Source organism: Roseibium algae (assembly GCF_037783265.1).
GTDB classification, from domain to species: Bacteria; Pseudomonadota; Alphaproteobacteria; order Rhizobiales; family Stappiaceae; genus Roseibium; species Roseibium algae.
The window spans coordinates 651854-674311 of sequence record NZ_JBAKIA010000001.1; the positions used below are offsets into that span (position 1 = coordinate 651854).

Sequence of the window (22458 nt, forward strand, 5' to 3'; positions counted from 1 at the left end):
CACATTGTCGGGCAAAACGGTTCAAAAATTATGAGCAAATATTACGATGGCTATCTTCAAACTTGATCAGGCCTGACCAAAAAATAAAATGCCCGGTCGAAACCGGGCATTTAAATCACATTGGCGATCAACTTCAGGCCTGAGGTTGCGGCTCCATTCCACCGCTAGGCTCATCGCCACCGCGCTTCAGACCCGTTGGCGGAACAGCAGAGGACCGCCCGACTGGCTCATCATCGTCAGTGTCACGAATCGGCGGCTTCCCATCCAGAAGGTTTTTGATTTCGTCGCCAGACAGGGTTTCATATTCAAGAAGCCCCTTTGCAATCGTATGCAACTGCTCTTCAAAATCGCCGAGAACTTTCTTCGCAGTCTCATAGCCCTGATTCACGAAAGACTTGATTTCTACGTCGACGATTTTTTGAGTTTCATCCGAAACATTCTGATTACTGCCACCAGAATAGTCGATCCGATTCTCGCTATACAGCAAGGGTCCCAATTTATCGGACATGCCATATTGTGTCGCCATGGCATGAGCCAACTTGGTCGCCATTTGGATATCGCCAGAAGCGCCCGAAGTGACTTTCTCGTAACCAAAGATCATTTCTTCAGCAACTCGGCCACCCATTGCAACAGCAAGATCTGCCTTACACTTAGCACGGGTCAAGGACACCTGATCTCGTTCCGGCAGGCGCATCACCATGCCAAGCGCACGGCCGCGAGGTATAATAGTTGCCTTGTGGATCGGGTCAGACGCTTCCTGGTGAAGAGCGACAAGGGCATGACCAGCCTCATGATAGGCAGTCAGTCTCTTCTCTTCTTCCGTCATGACCAGCGTTCGGCGCTCCGCCCCCATCATGACCTTGTCTTTTGCATCTTCGAACTCGGCCATAGTCACGAGGCGCTTGGACCGCCGGGCTGCCAGAAGTGCGCCTTCATTCACCAGGTTCATCAAATCCGCACCAGAGAAGCCAGGCGTTCCGCGTGCCAGAGTTTTGACGTCAACATCAGGTGCCAACGGAACCTTCCGCATGTGAACCTTGAGGATCTTCTCGCGACCTGTGACATCCGGGTTCGGAACCACGATCTGGCGGTCAAAACGACCGGGACGCAGCAAGGCAGGATCCAGAACATCAGGACGGTTTGTAGCCGCAATGATGATGACACCTTCGTTGGCCTCAAAACCATCCATTTCCACCAGCAGTTGGTTCAACGTCTGCTCACGTTCATCGTTCCCGCCGCCAACACCTGCGCCACGATGCCGACCAACCGCATCGATTTCATCGATGAAGATGATGCAAGGCGAATTCTTTTTGGCCTGCTCAAACATGTCGCGGACACGACTTGCCCCAACGCCAACGAACATCTCGACAAAGTCGGAACCCGAAATTGTAAAGAAAGGCACACTCGCTTCACCAGCCACAGCACGGGCCGTGAGTGTCTTACCCGTACCTGGAGGACCAACCAGCAGAACACCTCGTGGAATGCGCCCGCCAAGACGCTGGAATTTTTGTGGGTCGCGCAGAAATTCCACGATCTCCTGCAAATCTTCCTTAGCCTCATCAATCCCGGCGACGTCATCAAACGTCACTCGTCCATGTGCTTCAGTCAAAAGCTTCGCCTTTGACTTGCCAAAGCCCATGGCTTTTCCGCCGCCGCCCTGCATTTGGCGCATAACGAAAATCCAGATGCCCAAAATGATCAGCATCGGCAACCAAGAGAACAACGCTCCAATCAAAGGAGAACTCTCGGTTGGCGGCTGTGCATTGATCAACACACCCTTGGTGCGAAGCAAGTCAACATATTGCGCATTTTGCGGCGCATAAGTCTGGAATGCCCCACCGGTATTGTAATGACCAGAAATTTTCTGCTCCTGGATTGTCACATCCTTGAGCTCGCCCCGCTCTGCCTGGTTCAGGAACTGGGAAAATGCGACCTCATTGGTCGGAGCTCGCTGACCAGACCCCTGGAACAGCTGGAACAGGGCGATCAGCAGTAAAGCAATGATGACCCAGAGTGCGAAGTTGCGAAAATTTGCGTTCATTTCGATCCCTTTACCGCTATGAGCGGCAACGTGCGCGGGTTTGTACTTGAAGCCCAAGATAGGTCGCGAAAGGGCCTCTGCCAAGGCGTTGAGCCAACTCTTGCCCCACTGCACTGACTTTTTTCTTAAAAAATCAGCACAAACAGGCCATTTCTTGCTTATCCACGACAGAGTCGGCAAAAAACAAGCAGTTTTAAGCCTCTATAAAACACTCGAGCTGCGCGAATTAACCATGGTCACAAGCTTTATTCCCAATTCAGCGGCAGTATCAGACCCGAAAAGCCCGGGAGCAAACAACAGCTGCTGATCATCCCAGACTGCGGGCGCACTCGAGAACACCTGCTTGGGCCAGCCCGAGGGAACGATGCATGTTCCATTATCAAAAGGTGCATCGGCCAAACGTCCGAGATAAAGACTGTCCCCGGTATCACTGCCTACCATAACGCTCACGTGAAACCGTTTATCCCAAATGCAGGAACACCCCGGCTCCAAATCCATTACCCGAAGTGCCTCCCTACCAAGTTCTTTCCAGAAATATAACTTCCCTGCCTCTCCCATCACGATCACGCCGCCAAGTGTGTTCTTAGTTGCCTGATCAGCGCACAAGGCCTGATCCAACTTCTCAAGCTTGACCAGCCGCGATGAGTAGGTTTGACCGGAGACACTTCGGATCAAGCGAGAAAGCAGCCGCAGCCGGATTTCCTCCGGCAGATTGACATACGCCGCATGACCCAGCCTGCAGGGACCAGCAGGATGCACTTCAACGTCATCGGCAAAGACCCGCTCAACCCAAATGTCGATTGCATCAGCCGTGCGTCTTAGTCGGCGGGTGGTTTCCAAAAGCCTGTCAAGCTGAAGACCTTCGTCAGCAAGGCTGGCAACCAAATTACGAAGGCGAACACGCTTGAACCCTTCATTCTGGTTCGAAGGGTCTTCACACCAAGTCTGACCGAGGTCTTTCAAATGTGACACCAGGCGATCTTTCGGCACATCAAGAAAGGGTCTGATTATGCGGAGACCTTCAGGCCCAGCCGGTTCATCATCAGCCATTCCGCCAAGACCATAGACACCGCTTCCACGTGTCAGCCGGTCCAGAAAGGTCTCAACCTGATCTCCCTGATGATGGGCAAGGACCAATGCATCAGCCTGTTCATTATGCATGGCTTCAGCCATCAATGCGTAACGAGCGTTGCGCGCCTCTCCTTGCAAATTCGCTGACGGTTTATCGCCCTCCCAAACAAGTATTTTATGCCGAAGGTGAAGAGACGCACAAAGTTCATGAACGAACTCTGCGTCATCCGCGCTGCCCGTTCTCAAGCAATGATCGACTGTCAGAACCACAAGTTTGCCTGACCATCCGCTTCTTACCTGCCAGGCATGCATCGATCGCAAGAGCGCAACAGAATCCGCGCCGCCTGAAACACCTAGTGCCAGGCAAGAAAATTGAAATAGATCTTTGAAAAGTACATCGACTTCAGCAGTGCCTAGAGGAACACCGGAGACAGTCTGATCAGGCACATTTGGCACGGCTGCGTTCATCCCGCGCCTCGCCAAGAACGGCCGGAGCCGCATTTGGGAATTTTGTGAGCAATTCGGCAAAAGTTGCACAAGCCGCATCGCCTTCACCAAGCCCCTTGAGGGACATGCCAAGCTTCAGAAGACTGTCAGGGCTTTTGTCGCTGTCGGGATGATCCGTATAGGTCTTCAGAAAAGCATCGGCTGCTGCGCGATAATCCCGCTGGGCCAGAAGACTTTCTCCAAGCCAAAATTGAGCGTTGGCTGCCAGTCGGTCATCGGGATAAGTCTCAACAAACGCACGAAATCCATCTTCCGCAGCATCATATTGGCCATTTACCGCATAGCTATATGCACGGTCATAGTCAGAGCGTGGGTCTCCGCTGGTCGTAAGTCCCGCAAAATCATCTCCAGATTGCGCAGTACCCGTGTCCTGGGAAAAATCCAGACCGGCTGGAGGTTCGCTCTGAACAACTGTGCCAGCAGCAAGCGCAGAAAGATCAATCGGCCCGTTGCTGGGCAGGCCAGTTTCACCTGCCTTATATCCATCAGTAGCCGACCAGTCCCCATCACCGGAACCACCAGGAACCGACAAGGTCCCCAGGGTCTCGGTGGATGAAGCAAGGTCTTGTTTGACACCCGCGGGAGCCGGTTGTCCCGCGTCGGAACGTTTTCCAGGCGCCACGCCTTCAAGCTGCTGGAAACGATATTCGTTGTCTTCCTGCATACGCCGCAGCTGTTCCTGCAGTTCACGCATTTGGTAAGACATTTGCTCGATCTGCCCCGTCAGCGTTCTGAGCTGTTCTTCCAGCTGGTTCACGCGGACAGTAGAATCGTCTTTCTTTCGGCCAAACAGCTGGGCCTCGGAAGGCGACGCAAGAAGCACCGCCAATCCAATTGCTGCCATGAGGACCACGAGTCCTCGAAATGTCGCCATTCCACCCTCCAGTTTCGTCATGAATCTCAGGCCACAAACTCCAAATTGAGCGCAAGACCTGTCAACTCCTTGCAATACATCCTGGATATCACAGAGCGCGTTGACTTCGGCTAAAATTTGACGCTCGGATAAATAAATTCAAACAAGAAAAAACAATTCGACATGAAAAAGGGCCGGAGAAACTCCGACCCTTTGCAATTCAAACTGAGCGACAATCTAGTTTGTCGCGTTGTTCAGCACAGTCACAGCACGCCGATTTTGCGACCAGCAGCTGCTGTCATTGCACACCGCGACCGGACGCTCTTTCCCGTAGGAAATCGTCTTGATCCGGGATGATGCGATACCTCTAGAGACCAGGTAATCGCGAGCGGAGGAAGCACGGCGCGCGCCAAGAGCGATGTTATACTGCCGGGTACCGCGTTCGTCTGCGTGACCTTCCACGGTAATCATGTACTTGGAGTATTTCGACAACCATTGAGCTTGTTTGTTCAATGTCCCCTGTCCCTGGGCATTCAGGGTCGACTGGTCTTCTTCAAAGAACACCCGGTCGCCGACGTTCACCACAAAATCCTGGCCTGTACCTGGCGCGGCACCACCATTCGCACCGTTGAGACCATCCGGCTGTGTCTGGGCACAGGCAGCAACGAACAGCATTGCACCGACAGCAAACAGCACCTTCGTGCCCCGTACAAATTTCCCCAATTCCAACATGCTCATTCTCCTAGCCCCACCAGCCCCGACAGGGTGAATAGTTTCTATACAAAACTGGTTAAGGCGGTCTTTGCCAAACTGGTTAGCAAATGCTTAACACACTCATTCTCAAATCGTCAGTCGATCAGCGGAGACCAAGAGGGATCCGATGCAAACGCAGGAGTGACCACCTGCTGCTCATTGTACCCTGTCAAATCCACTGTCCAAACCTGCGGCCCACCCGTTGCACCTGGTGTATCGCGGAAGAACACCAGAACACGGCCATTTGGTGACCAGGCAGGACCTTCGTTATGATATCCCTCGGTCAGAATACGCTCGCCTTTTCCATCAGGTTTCATCACACCGATCATGAAACGACCCTGATGCTGCTTTGTAAAGGCAATCAGATCGCCACGTGGTGACCAGACAGGTGTCGAATAACGTCCCGGCCCAAACGAAATCCGATGTTGGTTACTGCCATCGGCATTCATCACATAGATCTGCTGCGCGCCGCCACGATCAGATTCAAACACCACCTGTCTTCCGTCGGGAGCATAAGAGGGACTTGTATCGATTGCAGCGGTATTGGTCAGCCGCGTCGTCCTGCGAGACCGCAGATCCATCGTAAAGATATTCGCGTTGGCATCTTGCTGCAGGCTCATGATCACTTTCTGCCCATCAGGCGAAAAACGAGGAGCAAAAGTCATGCCCGGGAAATTTCCGACAATCTCCCTTTGGCCAGTCTCAATGTTCAATAGGTAAACACTCGGATCAGACCCGCCATAGGACATATAGGTGACTTCCTGACTGGTCGGCGAGAACCGCGGCGTCAGCACCAGATCGTCCCCTCGTGTCAGATATCGAACGTTTGCACCATCCTGATCCATCAGTGCCAGGCGTTTAATCCGCTTGTCCTTGGGACCAGTTTCATCGACATACACAATGCGCGTATCGAAATATCCCTTCTCACCCGTCAGACGCTCATAAATCGCATCTGAGATAATGTGCGCCAACCGGCGCCAGTTTTCAGGTGTTGTGTAGAATTGCTGCCCCAGCATCTGCTCGGACGCAAATACGTCCCAAAGGCGAAATTCCGCACGCAAACGTCCATCTGGCTGCTTTGTCACAGAGCCGCTGACCAGTGCTTGCGCGCCAATTGTCCGCCAGTCACCAAAGCGCGGCGTTGTGCTGACAGCCATGTTCTTTTGAATGAAACTGGCAGCATCGAGAGGCTTGAACAGACCTGAACGCTTCAGATCCGCGGCAATAACAGCCGTCATGTCTGCTGAAAGCTTCGGATCCCCGCCTTCCGCCGAGAAGGATGGCAGGGCGATTGGCATCGGCTCGATTCGACCCTGTGTCACATCGATTTCGATCAGCGCAAAAGCAGGCGCAGTTTGGAATGCGGCTGTTGCAGCCAACAGACAGACAGCTGTCACCGTTTTCACACGGGACAGGAAACGGGCAAGATTCGGCAAATCGCGCATCTTCAGCAAGGCTCCTAGTTTCCTTTTCAACACTCTATCCGCCGAGCATTTCACGGGGGTCGAAATTGATTATGACGTCCTGCCAGGTTTCGTATTTGGCCGCTGGCAATGAATAGGGTCCACATCTCATGACAGCTCGAACTGCGCTGCTTGCGGCAGCTCTAAACGCAGGATTCGAACTTGAATTCAAAACTTCCGGGCTAGCCGACACAGCTCCGGAACGATCAAGAGAAAACTTCACGCGCACATTGAGCGTTTCCGCCCCAACGGCTCCAACCGGAGGGCTCCAGCATTGTGCAACCTGGCCACGAAGGGCATCAAGCTCTGATTGGCTCATCGCAACACTTTCTTCGCCAAGCCTGCTGCCCAGCGAGGCAGGTTCTTGAGACGTTGAAGTGCTTCCCCCTGCAGGTTCAACCTTATTGAGCAAAGCCGAAATCTGGTTTGGATTGAAGTCTTGTTCTTTTTTCTTTTCCGCCGTGCGCGTTGGTCGCGGCGGGGTCGGCTTTGATTGCGGCGTCACATTGGTCAAAACCGGCTTCGGCGTGTCTTCTTTCGGAACTTCTGGCGGGGCTTCAGGTGCGGGCTCACGTTCAGCCGCAGGCGCTGGAGCAGGTTCTGGTTCCACAGCCGGGACTGGCTCAGGAGGCGGGGTCGGCTCCGGAGCTTTTTCAGGCACTGGCTCTGGCTGAGGTTCCGGTTCTAGCTGGGGTGCTGGCTGCAGTTCCGGCTCAGGAGGTTTTGTTTGTTCGGGACGAACGTCTCCAGGCTTTTTCTCAGGTTGAGGCGCATCCTGTGGCGTCACTTCAGTCGACTGCAAAGCCCCAACATCGCGGATCTTCGTTTCAGTCTTCTCACCCTTTTGCAGCCGCGTCAGCTCAGAAATAGGGACAAGTTCAACAGGCAATGAGTCAACTGGCGTCGTTGTAAAGGTCTCCGAGTCCGGGAGAGCAATCATCCCCCAGATCAAGACGGTCGCATGACCGACCAAAGAAGCAATGAGACCAGCGCGCATAGCGGCTTATGAATCCCGTTCTTCAAGGGTCACCAAGCCCAAGCGCTTGAACCCTGCAGCGTTGATCCGGCCCATGAGTTTCATCATGATGCCATAGTCTGCGTCCTGATCACCGCGCACATAGATCCGCTCATCATACCCGTTGGCGGCAATCGCCTCCAACTTGGGAACAACTTCGTCGAGCGGAATTTCCGTTTCCTGAATAAAGATCTGACCTTCAGAGTTTACAGAAATGGTGATGGGCTCCACATCACCCTCAAGCGCGGTTGCCCGTGTCTCAGGCAAGTCAATAGGAACGCCCACTGTCATCAGCGGGGCAGCCACCATAAAAACAATGAGAAGCACCAGCATCACGTCGACAAACGGCGTCACGTTGATCTCGCTCATCGGTTGCGGCCGACGGCGGCGACGACGACGACCGCCCCCACCTCCTCCACCTGAGAGCTGCATGCTCATAACTCAGGACCTCTCGTCAATCTGACGGGACAGTATGGAAGAGAACTCATCCGCAAAGCCTTCCATCCGGGCGACGGCTTTACCGACATCAGAGTTCAGCTTGTTGAAGGCGATAACAGCCGGGATAGCAGCCAAAAGGCCAAGTGCTGTCGCAAACAGAGCCTCGGCAATCCCCGGCGCAACGACTGCAAGGTTCGTGCTCTGCGAGTTCGCAATCGCCTGAAACGCACTCATGATACCCCAAACCGTGCCAAACAGGCCGATGAAAGGAGCAGCGGACCCAACGGTCGCAAGGATCAGAAGCCGACTTTCAAGCCTCTCGGCCTCACGCTGAATGGTGACATCCATCGCCCGGTCGATGCGTTGTTGCAAACTGCCAATGGCTGGACGCGCACCTTCATGGCTGCGTTTCCATTCCTTCATGGCAGCCACGAACAAAGCCGCCATAGAATGGTTCGCTCGCTTTTGCAGCGTTCCATACAACTCTTCGAGCGATTGGCCAGACCAGAAAACAGTTTCAAATCTGTTCATCTGCCGCCTTGTACGGGCATACAACAGCGTCTTGTCGACAATGATTGCCCAGCACCAGACTGAAGATAAGATCAAGCCGAGCATCACGGCCTTCACAACAATATGAGCTTCCCAAAACAGGGCGAAAAACGAAATACCGCCTTCCTGCGCTGTCAACGTCGACTGGACGAGTTCATTCATGAAACAAAAGACCTCTTGGGCGTAAAACTGTGCCTGAACGGATCAACCGAAGATCCGAACACCGAATCTCAGTCACTCTCGTCGTTTCAGGCTCAGTGTCTCTTTGACTGCCGATTTTGGCAAAACTGGGACTGTGTCCAAGACTTCGGACCAAAGCTCAAAAGAATCAATTAGGGTTACCGAAGACTTAACAAACGCCTGCAGCCCTCAAATTTCTCAGTAAACCACCTTAAAAAACCTTTTGGCGATTATTGGCACGCTTCATTCAAACGCTGACTGAGATGCGCGGGCAATCGAACCGGTCGCCCATCGGCTGTTATGACTGCGACAACAACATCAGCAGAAACAAGAACTTCATCACCACGAATGATCTGCTGGTGCAACGATATGCGGGCACCTTTTTGCTCAATTAATCTGGTCTGAACTTCCAGAACATCATCGATTGTCGCCGTTTTCAGGAAATCGAGCGACATTTTCCGAACAGCAAAGGCGAGCGATTTTCCGTCTACGCCAAGCTTCAATTCGGAGTGATGAACTCCTGCATTGCGTAGAAAGTCGGACCGGCCACGCTCAAAAAACTGAACATAGGCACCGTGATAAACGATGCCGGTAAAGTCCGTGTCTTCATAATAGACGCGGACCGGCAGGACATGAATGCCCTCGACAATACGACCGGAAAGATCAGGCCAGACTGTCATGGCGATATCCTCTCAGAATTCTTCAGCAGGACACCAGATAGCAGAAGGCCCCGCTGCAAGACAAATGCAACGAGGCCTTTATTTATGGCAGGCTAGATAGTTACCTGGTTTAAGCCGCAGAGACCTCGGACAGGAACCGCTCAACCGATTTGCGCAGGTTCTGGGCCTGTCCCTTCATCTCAAGGGTCGCATCACGCATATGCTCGGCAGAAGTCGAATTCTCAACTACATCTGTATTCAAAGACGCGACTGCCGAGGAAACACTCAAAGTCCCTTGGGCAGCTTCCGCAACATTGCGCGAAATCTCATTTGTTGCCGCGCCCTGCTGTTGAACAGCATCAGAAATCGTCGCGGTATAATTGTTCACTTCATCCATAGAACTGGACACCCGTGCGATCTCCTCGACTGCCTCCGATGTAGAGGACTGAATGGCAGCAATCTGCGTTGAGATTTCCTCAGTCGCCTTGGCCGTTTGCCCCGCCAATGACTTCACTTCAGACGCCACAACAGCAAACCCGCGCCCCGCATCACCGGCCCGCGCCGCCTCAATCGTTGCATTCAGGGCAAGAAGGTTGGTTTGCTCGGCAATGTCCGAAATCAGCGAAACAACGGCACCGATCCGATCAGCGGCTTCCGCAAGACCTGCGATTTTCTGATTCGAGGTTTGCGTGTTGGTTGTGGTGCGACCAACAATATCTGCAGTCGTTCCAACCTGGCGCGAAATTTCTGAAATAGAGGCATTCAATTCTTCAGTCGCAGAGGCCACCGCTTGCACATTCGCAGAGGCATTTTCGGAATCGCTAACCGCTTGCGCACCTTGCCCGGCGGCAGACATGGACCGGGTATTCAAGACAGTTGAAAGCTCTTCAACACGAAGAATGTTTTCCTCCACCGACAACAAGACAGCCTGCGCTTCCTCGCGGAAAGAACTAATCAAGCCATCGACGTGCTTTTCGCGCTTTTCACGGGCAATATGCCCGCCTTTTCGTTCCTCGGCCAGGCGTTCGCGCTCAATCGAGTTTTCCTTGAATATGGCGATACACCTTGCCATTTCGCCGATTTCATCAGACCGGTCGGTGGCCTCAACCTCGACAGCCAAATCGCCATCGGCGATTCTCCGGGCAACACCTGAAAGGTCATTCAGCGGCGCAAACATGCGAATCGTCAGCCACCAGATCCCGCCAACAATCGGCAACATCGCAAGTAAACCAACCAGAATGACCCCATATGTCACTTTGTTCGTTTCAGCTGCCAGTTCACTCTGTTTGACCGCTTCGATCACAGAATACGGTTTGCCCTGAAGGGCATTTTCAGCACGCGAATAACGATAGTCTTCCCCATCGATATTGAGAATATCGCCACTTGTCAGAACCGCCGAAAGCGCAAAGGTCTCAGCCGCGCGGCCATCGTTGGTGAGCTCAGCAAGAGTAGCGTTTTCTCCAACCAGGAACGCTCTTTCACTCTCACCGACACCTGTGTTCTCATTTAGCAGAGCTGCAACACGCTCCATGTTGACGGAAAACCCAACAGCGCCGAAAAAACGGTCAAGGTAGTAGACCGGCGCGCCCAGCACCAAATTCACCTGACCATCGCTGGCAATTTCGATGCCGGACGTAAAGACCTGTCCGGCTTCCAGGCTCTCCGCCGTATTGGCTGCGAGGAGGGGCGCAAGCGCGTTATGAATTGCAGAATTGGCAATCTTTGGATCACCAAGATTGCGCGCAAATTCCGGCCCTTTGCTATAGGAATAACTTACGTTCCCATCGGGATCTACGAGAGTAATATCACTGAACAGCCCCTGGGAGATGAGATCCTGATAGGCAGCATGGACAATCTTGTGATTGTTTACATAGTAATTCTGCGTCTCAGGCTCAATAAACAGATGACGTTGACCTGCCGGATTTGGGTTGTCCTCCACGAAGATTTTGCGCAGAGTTTCCGTTTGGCCTTCCTTAAGGCTTTTCCACCCTGCATTAGACTTCATCAGACTGTCTTTTGCATCGGCAAGAGTTACAAAGAAACGTGCGCTATCCCAGACTTGATCCAAGACCAGCTCGATTGTTTTACTCTTCCCAATCGTTGCGCTGGTTAAAGTCTTGTCTGCTTTCTCATAGGCAACGCCACGGCCCACAGTGGATGTGACAGCAACAATGGCCCCACACATGACAACTGCTCCCGCCAAAAACATGACAGCAAGCTTTGTTGAAAGACGTTTCTTGATCATAGTTCCTCCCAAGAATTCTTGAGAGAAATATGCATATTAGAAGAAAACAAATACTTAAATTATTGACAAATATATCAATACATAAGAACTGCTTCACTTGTCTTCCAGATCACCAAATAATCCGAATTGCGGCGCCTCCGGTCTGTTAGGAACAGCAAGACCAAGGTGCTGAAAAGCTTGTGGTGTCAGCACACGCCCCCTGGGAGTTCGTTGCAAAAACCCGTTTTGAATCAAGTAAGGCTCAACGATTTCTTCAATCGCATCGCGTGGCTCTGACAAGGCTGCAGCAATGGTTTCAATGCCAACTGGACCGCCGCCGAAATTCATGGCGATTTGTGTCAGGTAGCGACGGTCCAGGCTATCGAGCCCCGCAGCATCCACTTCCAGCTGCGACAATGCCTTATCGGCCAAAACACGGTCAACATTCTCGATACCGCCAACAACCGCAAAGTCCCGTACCCGCCGCAAAAGACGTCCGGCAATTCGCGGCGTTCCACGTGATCGCTTGGCAATTTCATGAGCGCCGTCTGCTGTCATACCAACGCCAAGGATACGTGCACCACGGTTCACAATGTGCTCAAGTTCCGGCACCGTATAAAACTGCAGCCGAACAGGAATACCAAATCGGTCGCGCAAAGGCGTGGTCAGAAGACCCACCCGTGTCGTTGCAGCCACAAGAGTGAATTTCGCCAGGTCAATCTTGACGGACCGGGCAGCGGGCCCTTCCCCGATAATCAGATCGAGCTGATAGTCTTCCATCGCTGGATAGAGCACTTCCTCGACCGCAGGGCTGAGCCGATGGATCTCATCAATGAACAAAACATCGCGTTCTTCCAGATTGGTCAAAAGCGCAGCCAGATCACCCGCTTTGGCAATGACCGGGCCTGAAGTCGCACGAAAACTCACCCCGAGTTCTCGCGCCATGATCTGGGCCAAGGTCGTCTTACCAAGGCCTGGTGGACCGACGAACAAGACATGGTCAAGCGCCTCCCCCCGCGATTTCGCCGCCTCGATGAAAATTTTGAGATTGGCTCTGGCCTGTGCCTGTCCGACAAACTCATCCAGAGCCTGCGGACGCATGGTGCCGTCAATCTCATCACCGCGTATTTCAGGCGTTACAATTCTCTGATCATCCGACATTGCCAACGACCCCGATCAAAAGAACGAGGAGGAAAATCGAATAGACAACGCGAATAGCGTAAAATTTCTTGAACTGGCGACGAACATACGGATCGTCTGTATCAATCTTCCGGCCTTTCATCGCATAGGTCCGGCCATCAACCGCCAATGCAAACTTGTGGTCGATGAACATGATGCCGCCCATGCCAAGAACAAAAAAGCTGAAAGCAATCAGAATAAAGACAACAACGGTCATTGCGCCAACTCCTTGAGGCCCAGGCGAATGAGCGTTTCTGTCGACGCATCTTCGCCTGCCGACTGCATGGCCCTGGCCACGGCAGCACTTGCCTGAGGCTGGCCATAACCAAGGTTTGTTAAGGCAGATACTGCTTCGGCGACAGGACGCGCAGCTATGTTTTCATTCACAGTCTGAGATACTGAAATCGTACCTGCATCAACGCTGGCGAAACTAGGAGCCTTGTCCTTCAGCTCTCCCAAAATCCGTTCAGCAACACGTTTACCCACGCCCGGTGCGCGTGAAATGGTTGCCTTGTCCCCCAGGGCTATCGCATTGGCGATTTCACTTGTCTTCAAAATACCCAGAAGCGCGAGCGCCACTTTGGCTCCAACTCCTTGAACGGTCATCAGCAGGCGGAACCATTCACGTTCCGCGTCATCAGAAAACCCATAGAGCCGGATCATGTCTTCGCGCACAAACGTCTCAATCGCGAGAACGGCTGCTTCTCCTGCCCTTGGCAAAGTCTGAAGAATTCGAGATGGACAATGTACCTGATACCCGACACCATTAACGTCCAGAATCACGAAATCCTCGCCGTAGCTGTCGACTGTTCCCTTTAGCTTCCCGATCATGCCGCGCCCGCCTGTGCCATTCTTGCTGTTGCCGTTCCACGATGATGCGCATGGCAAATCGCAATTGCCAGAGCATCAGCTGCATCATCCGTATCAAAGGTGGCACGAGGCATAAGGATCTTCACCATGACGCGGATCTGCTCTTTGTCCGCATGCCCTGTGCCCACAACCGTCTTCTTGACCAGGTTAGGAGCATATTCAGCCACACTCAATCCGGCCAATGAGGGAACCAGGAGTGCAATACCACGCGCCTGGCCAAGCTTCAGCGTCGCCCCGGCATCCTTGTTGACAAATGTAAGTTCAACAGCAGCTTCCATTGGGTTTTGCGCATCAACAACGCTGCTTAACCCGTTATGAAGTTGGACCAGCCTTTGAGCCAGATTTTTCTTATTATCAGACGTCACAGTACCCGAGGCAATGAAGACCAACCGATTGCCGGTCACCTCAATCACGCCCCAACCTGTACGCCGCAAACCCGGATCGATGCCGAGAACTCGAATCGTATGTGCCATGGAACAAACCGGTAACAAAACTTATGCGTTGACGCCAGTACAAGCGCCCGATAGGCAAGAAATAGACGTATTTTTCCCGCTTCGGTGACATCTAACTCACATGTTCGATCTTTTTTCCGCTTTTTCATCCAATACTCTGTTGTTGCTGTGCGCTGTCCTGTTCGTCTCAGGCTGCGTCAGAGGCTTCGCTGGTTTTGGAGCTGGAATGATTTTCATGCCAGTAGCAACAAGTCTCATCTATCCGCCGACAGCGGCCGCGAGTTTTCTGTTTTTAGACTTCGCAATAACCATGCCGCTGGTCGTGCGCGCCGTGCGTATTTGCGACTGGAACACAGTTTTACCAGCCGTTCTGGCATCGGTTATTTTCGTCCACGCAGGGGCATGGTTTCTCGCACATAGCGATGTGCTGGTGCTGCGATGGGTGATTTTCGGGATTGTCACCGGCCTACTGCTTCTGCTCATCTCCGGTTGGAGGTATCACAGCAAGCCAACGCGGCCAGTGTCTTTCGGCGTCGGAGCAATAGCAGGAAGTCTCGGAGGCATCAGCCAAGTGGCTGGCCCTCCAGTGGTCGCTTTTTGGCTCTCAAGCGCAAAAGAACCGGCTATCGTTCGGGCAAACCTGATCGTGTTTTTTGCACTCGCCGGAATAGGCAGTACTTTCGCCTATTGGCTAAATGGCTTTTTCACCTTGGAAGTCGCGCATTTCCTGGTCCCAGCGATCCCGTCCTATGCGATTGGACTTTTTCTCGGCTCAAAAGGCTTTGTCAGGGCGGACCCAAAACTGTATCGCGTGATCGCCTATACTCTGATTGCTCTGGCAGCCATTACCAGCATGCCGGCCCTGGATGACTGGCTGCGCTGAACTGAATATCAAGCGACGCCAGACAGCACAGACTGCCATTTGCTGCATTTGGCAGCCAGAAGTCGTTCCAGTTCGCTGCGAAACATCGCCTCATCATTACACGTTTGAGCCAGAACACTGAGCGCAACAATAGCCGCATCTGCAGCTTCTTCGCGCACATCTTCCAAACTCAGTTTCTTGTAGGCAGATCCAGGTGCTCCTGTGGCAGACAACACAGCCTGCGCAAGTTCACCAGCCTCCTCACACAACTTTAAAGACCGCTCTTGAAGGGACTTGCCGTCAAGTTGGGTCAGTTCATAAATCCGCGTTTCCAGTGTCTATACTCCCTAAAACAAACAACCCCGACCAATGGCCGGGGTTGGGAATTCAAATCGAGCCTGATCAAAAGCCTCTAAGACAAAGACGCCATGGTCTCATCATCAATGTCGAAGTTGGCAAAGACGTTCTGCACATCATCATCATCTTCCAGCAGATCAATCAGTTTCATCAGGGTCTGAGCTTTTTCAGCATCGACTGGCGTCAGGTTCTGCGGCTTCCAGATAATCTTGACCGAATCAGCTTCCCCGAGTGCCGTTTCCAGTGCTGAGGAAACTTCATTCAGGTCTTCAAAGGCTGTGTAGATCGTATGTCCGCCCTCATCCGACTGGGCATCTTCCGCACCAGCTTCAATGGCTGCATCAAGAACGGCTTCTGCCGTTCCAGCTTCAGCCTTGTAGATAATCTCTCCAACCCGGTCGAACATGAACGACACGGAGCCGGTCTCGCCAAGAGATCCGCCGCACTTCGTAAAGTAAGATCGAACGTTAGACGCGGAGCGGTTCCGATTATCGGTCAGAGCTTCAACAACAACGGCCACCCCTGCCGGGCCATAGCCTTCATACCGGATCTCCTCATAGAGTTCCGCATCACCTTGCTGCGACTTGTTGATTGCGCGCTGGATGTTGTCCTTGGGCATGGACTGGGACTTGGCGTTATTGACCGCCAAGCGCAGACGCGGATTTGCGTCCGGATCCGGCTCACCCATTTTAGCGGCGACCGTGATTTCCTTGGAAAGCTTTGAAAACATCTTTGAACGCACAGCATCCTGGCGTCCCTTGCGATGCATAATATTCTTGAATTTTGAATGTCCTGCCATGGCTCTTCTCGGCTTTGTGCGGATGTATGTGTCAGAAAAGATGCGATGCTTATAGGCAAAGCCGCCCGTAAAATCCAGCGACGACGCAAACCTTGGAAGCAATCACTGTATCCAGAACGACGGCAGCACCTGTTCCAGACGGCCACCAATCCGCACAGGAGCGATGTCTGTCGCGAGTCCTGTTCTGTCATCGGTCAAAATGGCGACGCCTGAAATAGTGGCATCACCCGTTGCTGGCGTGAAGCGACTGCCCGGAATTTTGCGCAGGAAACGATTGACCGGCTCTTCTTTTTCCATGCCCAGAACACTGTCATAAGCCCCACACATGCCAGCATCAGACATATAGGCCGTGCCACCAGGCAAGATCTGATGATCAGCAGTGGGCACATGTGTGTGAGTTCCAACAACAAGACTGACCCGGCCGTCCAGGAAATGACCCATCGCCTGTTTTTCGCTGGTCGCCTCGGCGTGCATGTCGATAATCACGGCATCGGCGACATCGCCAAGCGGACAGTCATTAACGATTCGATCAATCGCGGCAAACGGGTCATCAAGCGCATCCATATAGACACGGCCCATAACATTCGCGACCAGAACCTGTGCGCCATTGCGAGCCGTATAAAGATGCCCACCACGTCCTGGCGTTCCTGGTGGATAATTTGCCGGGCGAAGAAGCCTGTCCTGCCGTTCGATATAAACCAGCGTGTCCCGCTGATCCCAAATGTGATTACCGGTCGTGACGACATCAGCGCCAGCATCCAGAACATCTTGCAAGATCGCTTCGGTAATGCCGAAGCCTGACGCAGAGTTCTCTCCGTTTACAATAACGAAATCGAGATCCTGCTCCTGAACGATATGCGGCAGCTGCTCAATTACCGCAGTACGACCAGTCCGTCCGACAAGGTCTCCGAGGAAGAGAATATTCATGGGGCCTCATCAGGTTAAAAGCGGCGGAACCCCATCTCGGTCAGAATTCCGTCCATCGGCTTGTCATGTGGCTCAGCTGGTACATCACTCATTTCCTGCACACAATAGGCTAATCCGACGCAATCGAGCGGACCAGATTGCTCAAGTGCTGAAATCGCCATGTCGTAGTGGCCTTTGCCGTAACCAATTCGGTTTCCGGAACAGTCAAAAGCGGCAAGCGGCATGAGCAGCACATCCGGGCGCAGTTCCGCAGCATCCGGACTTGGAGCCTGTGTTCCAAAGCCAGCCGAAACAAATTCCGTTTCCCGGGTTAGTTCACGAAAAATCAAATGAGGTTCGGCAACCACAGGAAGGCACAACCGATGCCCTTTTTTACGCAGGGCATCCAGCAGTGGCCTAGGGTCAATTTCATCCCGAATTGGCCAAAATCCGGCAACAATACAGCCATCAGCAAGTCTCAGTTGATCTACATGATCAGCCAGTGACAGCGACGCTTCTATGCGAAAGACATGGCTCAAGTCGGCGCGGCGAGAAAGCGCTTCCTGGCGTAATCTTTGTTTGACTTCAGCAGGGGAGACATCTGAATAAGACATAATTCATCGCAGCTCACATAAAGACAGCCACACGACCGTTGGAAGTTGCAATCCCGGGAAACCTACTGTGTAGGTGGGCGCCGTGTGCCTCAGACCACGGTCTGAAGCAGGGACAGCTCCCTAAGGGATGCGTAAGGCCCCGGGGATATGGTTCCTGACGTGTCGCGCAGCTGCATCATTGCATATAGACCTGCCAAGGCCACATTGCCAGCCCGCAGGCAAAAACTCCTGTAGCCATCCAGATCACTGCCGCACACATCAACGCAAACCGGGACGTGTGACGCAGCCTCTATTACGATTAGGGCCTATTCAGACTTGAGACTTTTCGTCAGCCCTTGAGCAAGCTCTTCAATCCGGGCCGCCGCGGCATCGATCGCGGCAGCTACATTGGTTTCGGAACTGGACTTATGCGCCATAGCCGCAGTGTTTTGTTCACGCTCGCTCGCCAGCTCTGTTTCCAGACGCACGATCTTGCGCTCCAGTTCGGCCAATTGGTCTGTTGCCATGATGCCAGCCATCACGGTCAGGCGCTGATCGCCAATCTCGCCGAAGGAGCCACGCAATTCATTGATCCAGCCATCGAACCTTTGAGCCAGACCCTGCAGACGGTCTTCTTCACCGTCATCACAGGCCATTCGAAATGACCGGCCATTTATGGTAACATTAATCTGCGCCATACACCGTCATCCTTCATGCGCGTCGAGCACGCTACGGATCGTTTCCATGGCGGAAACCAGCCGACGGGACACGTCTTTGTTGGCACCTTCAAGTCGTCCTGCGCGCGCTTCCGCCTTGTCCAGATCGTTGGCGAGAAGAGATCGATCTTCTCCCAGTCTTTGCAAATCAGCTTGCAGGACATTCAGATTACGGTCGGCATGTACACGTCGTTCAACAGAAACTTCAAGGCTGCCTAAGGCTTTTGCAAGACGCTGCAATGCAGCATCGACATCCCCCATATTCGCATCCCCTTGTTCTGCCATTCAAACTGCACCCGATACTCTGCCATGCAAATTCGCGCGGCATAAAATTACATGCTCAAAGACACTCATGAAATGCCAGCTCAAGAGCTCGGCAAGTGAAGTATCCCTCGGTCAAGTTTTGCTCAAGTCGCTTTTGAGCAGGTTCCAGCAAGCACCTGACATCATTGTACCAGAATTAAATCGTGACGCAGAGATTAGGCAATGCGCATTCGACCCGTCAATGGTCGCCTTGTCAGAATCCTCATGTCCGTTTTAGCTAAACATGGCACTGGCTGGGCCAGCACTTTTGTTGACTCAGGCAAGGTTCCTGATATTTGTCGTGCGCCTCTCTGATTTAACTCACTGGCAACCTTGCCTGTGCATGCGCGAAACTCTTGCAAACGCAGTTGGTTGGTAGTTCATAGCGAGGCTTAGAGATTTACCCGGCATGCCGCCGACACAAGCTACGGGACAAAAATGACCGATCTTGAAAAGCACCAGCGCATGGCAAATGCGATCCGCTTCCTTGCCATAGATGCCGTGGAAAAAGCCAAATCTGGCCATCCAGGGCTGCCAATGGGAGCCGCGGATATTGCAACGGTCCTGTTTACTCAGTTCCTGAAATTCGATCCGACGTCGCCAAACTGGGCTGACCGGGATCGCTTTGTTTTGTCAGCCGGGCATGGCTCGATGCTTCTCTATAGCCTGCTGTATCTTCTGGGCTACGAAGACTTCACACTGGACGAAATCAAGAATTTCCGACAGATCGGCGCTCGTACAGCTGGCCATCCAGAGTTTGGCCATGGCGAAGGCATTGAGACGACAACAGGTCCTCTTGGCCAGGGGCTCGGCAATGCAGTTGGCCTGGCTATTGCCGAAAAACTGCAGGAAGCCCGCTTCGGCACTGAAGTCGTTGACCATTTCACCTACGTGCTCGCAGGCGACGGCTGCTTGATGGAAGGCATCAGCCAGGAAGCCCTTTCCCTGGCAGGTCATTTGAAGCTGAACAAACTGATCGTCATCTGGGACGACAACGGAATCTCCATTGATGGTGCTGTATCCCTGACAGACAGCACGGATCAGGCAGCACGCTTTACAGCATCCGGTTGGAATACGATTTCTGTTGATGGGCATGATCCAGATGCGATCGCAGCTGCCATTCGTCAGGCTCAGTCAAGCGACAGCCCAACGCTCATCGCAGCAAAAACAACCATTGGTTTCGGATCCCCGAAAAAAGCTGGCACGAACGGTGTGCACGGGTCCCCGCTCGGCGCTGATGAAGTCGCGGCAACACGGGAAGCCCTTAACTGGCCACACGAACCATTTGACGTCCCGAACGAAACCCTGGACGCATGGCGTATTGCAGGCCTTCGCTCCGCTCAGGCACATAAGGACTGGGAAAAGCGATTCGCAGCACAGGACAGCGAAACACGCGCTGAGTTCGAGCGTCGCAACCGAGGCGATTTGCCAGCCGGTTTCAAAGCAGCCGTTGACGATTACAAAAAGCTGCTGGCTGAAGATAAGCCGACCATGGCAACACGCAAGGCCTCAGAAGCCGTGCTTGGTGTTCTCAACGAAGTGATCCCGGAAACCATCGGCGGATCAGCCGATTTGACCGGATCGAACAACACCAAGACAACGCAGACCCTGCCGATCACTCCGGAAGACTTCTCCGGTCGCTACCTGCATTGGGGCATTCGTGAGCACGGCATGGCAGCAGCCATGAACGGCATGGCGCTTCACGGTGGCATGATCCCCTATTCCGGCGGCTTCCTGATCTTCTCAGATTATTGCCGCCCATCACTCCGCCTTGCAGCTTTGATGAAACAGCGCGTCATTCATGTGATGACCCATGATTCCATCGGCCTTGGTGAAGATGGACCAACGCATCAACCGGTCGAGCATTTCGCAGCTCTGCGCGCAATTCCGGACCTTCAGTTCTTCCGCCCGGCGGACGTCACCGAAACCCTAGAATGCTGGCAGTTGGCACTGGAAACAGACGATGCTCCATCGGTTCTGGCCCTGACCCGTCAGAACCTGATAGCCCAGCGCACATCTTATGAGGAAGAAAACCTCTGTGCACGTGGTGCCTATGTTCTGATCGACAGCGACGATGATGCGGCCGTAACGCTCTTCGCATCCGGTTCGGAAGTTGAAATCGCTGCAGAAGCCCACGGACAGCTTGCCTCAGCTGGCATTGCTGCAAGGGTCGTTTCCGTTCCCTGCTTCGAATTGTTCGAAAACCAGTCCGCCGACTACAAGGCTGCCGTGATCGGCACGAGCCCGGTCAGGATTGCAATCGAAGCCGGCATCCGAATGGGATGGGATCGATTTATCGGCGAAAACGGCGTTTTCATCGGAATGAAGGGCTTTGGCGCAAGCGGCCCATACAAGGCTCTTTATGAGCATTTTGGTATCACGGCAGATGCCGCTGTTGCCGCGGCCAAGGCGCACCTAGAGGCCTGAGACCAAACACAGGATGAGCCGCCTGCACATTTGCGCATGCGGCTCTACCCAAGAGCGCCACATGGCGTTTCCGTTTCGGCCACGCCAAGGTGGCCAACATAACGGCGCTCATAGAGCGCGTTTCAAGATGTCGGAGTTGAAATATGGTGACCAAGGTAGCAATCAACGGGTTTGGCCGTATCGGTCGTAACGTTCTGCGTGCAATCGTTGAATCTGGCCGGACTGACATCGAAGTTGTCGGCATCAATGACCTCGGCCCTGTTGAAACCAATGCACACCTGCTGCGCTACGATTCAGTTCATGGCCGTTTTCCAGCGAAAGTGACCGTTGATGGTGACACCATTTCTATTGATGGTGGTAAACAGATCAAGGTTACGGCAATCCGTGATCCAAAAGACCTGCCATGGAGCGAACTCGGCGTCGATATCGCCATGGAATGCACAGGCATCTTCACTGCCAAGGAAAAAGCCGCGCTGCATCTGGAAGCAGGTGCAAAGCGTGTTCTCGTCTCAGCTCCAGCAACTGGAGCCGACAAGACCATTGTGTTCGGTGTCAACGACAGCGCGCTGACCAAGGACGACCTTGTCGTTTCCAACGCCTCTTGCACCACAAATTGCCTGTCCCCTGTCGCCTATGTGCTGAACGAAACCGTCGGTATCGAAAAAGGCTTCATGACAACGATCCATTCGTACACGGGCGATCAGCCAACGCTGGACACCATGCACAAGGATCTCTACCGCGGCCGCGCAGCTGCCATATCGATGATCCCGACATCCACCGGTGCAGCTAAAGCTGTTGGCCTGGTTCTGCCTGAGCTGAATGGCAAACTCGACGGTGTAGCAATCCGCGTCCCGACACCAAATGTGTCCGTTGTTGACCTGAACTTCATCGCAAGCCGCGAGACCTCAGTTGAGGAAATCAACGCAGCAATCAAATCGGCTGCAAACGGCAAGCTGAAAGGCATCCTTGGTTTTACTGAAGAGCCTCTGGTCTCTATCGATTTCAACCACGATAGCCATTCCTCGATCTTCCACATGGACCAGACCAAAGTCATGGACGGCACATTCGTCCGGATCCTGACCTGGTACGACAATGAGTGGGGCTTCTCCAACCGCATGTCCGACACAGCAGTTGCAATGGCAAAGCTCATCTAACCGAGGTTAGAACCGCAAACTGTGGGATTTGATCCCGCCCTTCAAATTCAGGCGGGTACGGTTCTCCGTATCCGCCTTTTTTGTCTC

At 53.3% G+C, this 22458-nt stretch carries 23 protein-coding genes and 1 other RNA gene; 3 read left to right on the top strand and 21 right to left on the bottom strand.

The window, feature by feature from the left end:
* Positions 1–133: 133 nt before the first annotated feature.
* The 14 genes from ftsH to ruvC all read right to left on the bottom strand — a co-directional run bounded on the left by ftsH (position 134) and on the right by ruvC (position 14275).
* On the bottom strand, positions 134–2041 hold the full coding sequence (gene ftsH, locus V6575_RS02955) for an ATP-dependent zinc metalloprotease FtsH (protein WP_340272541.1): 1908 nt from the start codon (positions 2039–2041) through the stop codon (positions 134–136).
* Positions 2042–2242: 201 nt separating this feature from the next.
* The gene (gene tilS / locus V6575_RS02960) at positions 2243–3580 is read right to left on the bottom strand and encodes a tRNA lysidine(34) synthetase TilS (RefSeq protein ID WP_340272542.1); all 1338 of its coding nucleotides are present in this window, start codon (positions 3578–3580) and stop codon (positions 2243–2245) included.
* Positions 3552–4493 (bottom strand): tol-pal system protein YbgF, encoded by a 942-nt coding sequence (ybgF, locus tag V6575_RS02965; RefSeq protein ID WP_340272543.1) that lies wholly within the window; start codon positions 4491–4493, stop codon positions 3552–3554. Before ybgF ends, tilS begins: the two co-directional genes overlap by 29 nt.
* 216 nt (positions 4494–4709) lie before the next feature.
* Positions 4710–5204 (bottom strand): peptidoglycan-associated lipoprotein Pal, encoded by a 495-nt coding sequence (pal, locus tag V6575_RS02970; protein WP_340272719.1) that lies wholly within the window; start codon positions 5202–5204, stop codon positions 4710–4712.
* Positions 5205–5320: 116 nt separating this feature from the next.
* A complete protein-coding gene (gene tolB / locus V6575_RS02975) occupies positions 5321–6670 on the bottom strand; it encodes a Tol-Pal system beta propeller repeat protein TolB (protein ID WP_340272544.1) in 1350 nt (449 codons plus the stop codon).
* A gap of 34 nt (positions 6671–6704) precedes the next feature.
* Positions 6705–7685: a cell envelope biogenesis protein TolA gene (locus V6575_RS02980; RefSeq protein WP_340272545.1), complete on the bottom strand. Its 981-nt coding sequence runs from the start codon at positions 7683–7685 to the stop codon at positions 6705–6707.
* 6 nt (positions 7686–7691) lie between these two features.
* Positions 7692–8141 (bottom strand): ExbD/TolR family protein, encoded by a 450-nt coding sequence (locus V6575_RS02985; protein WP_340272547.1) that lies wholly within the window; start codon positions 8139–8141, stop codon positions 7692–7694.
* A 3-nt stretch (positions 8142–8144) separates the two neighbouring features.
* The gene (gene tolQ / locus V6575_RS02990) at positions 8145–8852 is read right to left on the bottom strand and encodes a protein TolQ (RefSeq protein ID WP_340272548.1); all 708 of its coding nucleotides are present in this window, start codon (positions 8850–8852) and stop codon (positions 8145–8147) included.
* Between the two features lie 248 nt (positions 8853–9100).
* Complete coding sequence (gene ybgC, locus V6575_RS02995) at positions 9101–9550, bottom strand: tol-pal system-associated acyl-CoA thioesterase (RefSeq protein ID WP_340272549.1); 450 nt, start codon at positions 9548–9550, stop codon at positions 9101–9103.
* A gap of 109 nt (positions 9551–9659) precedes the next feature.
* Positions 9660–11774: a methyl-accepting chemotaxis protein gene (locus V6575_RS03000; protein ID WP_340272550.1), complete on the bottom strand. Its 2115-nt coding sequence runs from the start codon at positions 11772–11774 to the stop codon at positions 9660–9662.
* Between the two features lie 93 nt (positions 11775–11867).
* Positions 11868–12914 carry a Holliday junction branch migration DNA helicase RuvB gene (gene ruvB, locus V6575_RS03005; protein WP_340272551.1) on the bottom strand — a complete coding sequence of 349 codons (1047 nt, stop codon included), beginning with the start codon at positions 12912–12914 and terminating at the stop codon, positions 11868–11870.
* Positions 12904–13149 carry an endonuclease gene (locus tag V6575_RS03010; RefSeq protein ID WP_340272552.1) on the bottom strand — a complete coding sequence of 82 codons (246 nt, stop codon included), beginning with the start codon at positions 13147–13149 and terminating at the stop codon, positions 12904–12906. Before V6575_RS03010 ends, ruvB begins: the two co-directional genes overlap by 11 nt.
* Positions 13146–13763: a Holliday junction branch migration protein RuvA gene (gene ruvA, locus V6575_RS03015; RefSeq protein WP_340272553.1), complete on the bottom strand. Its 618-nt coding sequence runs from the start codon at positions 13761–13763 to the stop codon at positions 13146–13148. The genes V6575_RS03010 and ruvA overlap by 4 nt, the downstream gene beginning before the upstream one ends.
* A complete protein-coding gene (gene ruvC / locus V6575_RS03020; RefSeq protein WP_340272554.1) occupies positions 13760–14275 on the bottom strand; it encodes a crossover junction endodeoxyribonuclease RuvC in 516 nt (171 codons plus the stop codon). Before ruvC ends, ruvA begins: the two co-directional genes overlap by 4 nt.
* A gap of 100 nt (positions 14276–14375) precedes the next feature.
* On the opposite strand from ruvC, the gene V6575_RS03025 reads away from it, so the two are divergent.
* The gene (locus tag V6575_RS03025; RefSeq protein ID WP_340272555.1) at positions 14376–15137 is read left to right on the top strand and encodes a sulfite exporter TauE/SafE family protein; all 762 of its coding nucleotides are present in this window, start codon (positions 14376–14378) and stop codon (positions 15135–15137) included.
* An 8-nt stretch (positions 15138–15145) separates the two neighbouring features.
* On the opposite strand, the gene V6575_RS03030 is transcribed toward V6575_RS03025, so the two are convergent.
* The 7 genes from V6575_RS03030 to V6575_RS03060 all read right to left on the bottom strand — a co-directional run bounded on the left by V6575_RS03030 (position 15146) and on the right by V6575_RS03060 (position 18772).
* Positions 15146–15385, bottom strand: coding sequence for a MazG-like family protein (locus tag V6575_RS03030; RefSeq protein WP_340272556.1), 240 nt, complete (start codon positions 15383–15385; stop codon positions 15146–15148).
* A 143-nt stretch (positions 15386–15528) separates the two neighbouring features.
* Complete coding sequence (locus V6575_RS03035; protein WP_340272557.1) at positions 15529–16272, bottom strand: YebC/PmpR family DNA-binding transcriptional regulator; 744 nt, start codon at positions 16270–16272, stop codon at positions 15529–15531.
* 102 nt (positions 16273–16374) lie between these two features.
* Positions 16375–17199, bottom strand: a complete 825-nt coding sequence (locus V6575_RS03040) for a TIGR00282 family metallophosphoesterase (RefSeq protein WP_340272558.1) — start codon at positions 17197–17199, stop codon at positions 16375–16377.
* A 14-nt stretch (positions 17200–17213) separates the two neighbouring features.
* The gene (locus V6575_RS03045) at positions 17214–17792 is read right to left on the bottom strand and encodes a 5-formyltetrahydrofolate cyclo-ligase (RefSeq protein ID WP_340272559.1); all 579 of its coding nucleotides are present in this window, start codon (positions 17790–17792) and stop codon (positions 17214–17216) included.
* A gap of 20 nt (positions 17793–17812) precedes the next feature.
* A non-coding RNA gene (gene ssrS, locus V6575_RS03050) (6S RNA) lies at positions 17813–17968 on the bottom strand.
* 129 nt (positions 17969–18097) lie between these two features.
* Positions 18098–18469, bottom strand: coding sequence for a cell division protein ZapA (locus tag V6575_RS03055; protein ID WP_340272560.1), 372 nt, complete (start codon positions 18467–18469; stop codon positions 18098–18100).
* A gap of 6 nt (positions 18470–18475) precedes the next feature.
* On the bottom strand, positions 18476–18772 hold the full coding sequence (locus V6575_RS03060) for a DUF4164 domain-containing protein (RefSeq protein WP_340272561.1): 297 nt from the start codon (positions 18770–18772) through the stop codon (positions 18476–18478).
* 456 nt (positions 18773–19228) lie between these two features.
* Here V6575_RS03060 and tkt point away from each other — a divergent pair, with 456 nt between their 5' ends.
* Positions 19229–21217: a transketolase gene (gene tkt / locus V6575_RS03065; protein WP_340272562.1), complete on the top strand. Its 1989-nt coding sequence runs from the start codon at positions 19229–19231 to the stop codon at positions 21215–21217.
* A 143-nt stretch (positions 21218–21360) separates the two neighbouring features.
* Positions 21361–22371 (top strand): type I glyceraldehyde-3-phosphate dehydrogenase, encoded by a 1011-nt coding sequence (gene gap, locus V6575_RS03070; RefSeq protein WP_340272563.1) that lies wholly within the window; start codon positions 21361–21363, stop codon positions 22369–22371.
* Positions 22372–22458: the final 87 nt, after the last annotated feature.

Bases quoted from the DNA above. Each gene is read 5' to 3' on its own strand.
- ruvB (WP_340272551.1), bottom strand. From the start codon at position 12,914: ATGTCGGATGATCAGAGAATTGTAACGCCTGAAATACGCGGTGATGAG.
- V6575_RS03045 (WP_340272559.1), bottom strand. From the start codon at position 17,792: ATGTCTTATTCAGATGTCTCCCCTGCTGAAGTCAAACAAAGATTACGC.
- gap (WP_340272563.1), top strand. From the start codon at position 21,361: ATGGTGACCAAGGTAGCAATCAACGGGTTTGGCCGTATCGGTCGTAAC.
- V6575_RS03010 (WP_340272552.1), bottom strand. From the start codon at position 13,149: ATGACCGTTGTTGTCTTTATTCTGATTGCTTTCAGCTTTTTTGTTCTT.
- V6575_RS02985 (WP_340272547.1), bottom strand. From the start codon at position 8,141: ATGAGCATGCAGCTCTCAGGTGGAGGAGGTGGGGGCGGTCGTCGTCGT.
- pal (WP_340272719.1), bottom strand. From the start codon at position 5,204: ATGTTGGAATTGGGGAAATTTGTACGGGGCACGAAGGTGCTGTTTGCT.
- V6575_RS02980 (WP_340272545.1), bottom strand. From the start codon at position 7,685: ATGCGCGCTGGTCTCATTGCTTCTTTGGTCGGTCATGCGACCGTCTTG.
- ruvA (WP_340272553.1), bottom strand. From the start codon at position 13,763: ATGATCGGGAAGCTAAAGGGAACAGTCGACAGCTACGGCGAGGATTTC.
- ybgC (WP_340272549.1), bottom strand. From the start codon at position 9,550: ATGACAGTCTGGCCTGATCTTTCCGGTCGTATTGTCGAGGGCATTCAT.
- V6575_RS03025 (WP_340272555.1), top strand. From the start codon at position 14,376: ATGTTCGATCTTTTTTCCGCTTTTTCATCCAATACTCTGTTGTTGCTG.
- V6575_RS03055 (WP_340272560.1), bottom strand. From the start codon at position 18,469: ATGGCGCAGATTAATGTTACCATAAATGGCCGGTCATTTCGAATGGCC.
- tkt (WP_340272562.1), top strand. From the start codon at position 19,229: ATGACCGATCTTGAAAAGCACCAGCGCATGGCAAATGCGATCCGCTTC.
- V6575_RS03060 (WP_340272561.1), bottom strand. From the start codon at position 18,772: ATGGCAGAACAAGGGGATGCGAATATGGGGGATGTCGATGCTGCATTG.
- tolQ (WP_340272548.1), bottom strand. From the start codon at position 8,852: ATGAATGAACTCGTCCAGTCGACGTTGACAGCGCAGGAAGGCGGTATT.
- tilS (WP_340272542.1), bottom strand. From the start codon at position 3,580: ATGAACGCAGCCGTGCCAAATGTGCCTGATCAGACTGTCTCCGGTGTT.
- V6575_RS03040 (WP_340272558.1), bottom strand. From the start codon at position 17,199: ATGAATATTCTCTTCCTCGGAGACCTTGTCGGACGGACTGGTCGTACT.
- V6575_RS03035 (WP_340272557.1), bottom strand. From the start codon at position 16,272: ATGGCAGGACATTCAAAATTCAAGAATATTATGCATCGCAAGGGACGC.
- V6575_RS03000 (WP_340272550.1), bottom strand. From the start codon at position 11,774: ATGATCAAGAAACGTCTTTCAACAAAGCTTGCTGTCATGTTTTTGGCG.
- ftsH (WP_340272541.1), bottom strand. From the start codon at position 2,041: ATGAACGCAAATTTTCGCAACTTCGCACTCTGGGTCATCATTGCTTTA.
- tolB (WP_340272544.1), bottom strand. From the start codon at position 6,670: ATGCGCGATTTGCCGAATCTTGCCCGTTTCCTGTCCCGTGTGAAAACG.
- ruvC (WP_340272554.1), bottom strand. From the start codon at position 14,275: ATGGCACATACGATTCGAGTTCTCGGCATCGATCCGGGTTTGCGGCGT.
- ybgF (WP_340272543.1), bottom strand. From the start codon at position 4,493: ATGGCGACATTTCGAGGACTCGTGGTCCTCATGGCAGCAATTGGATTG.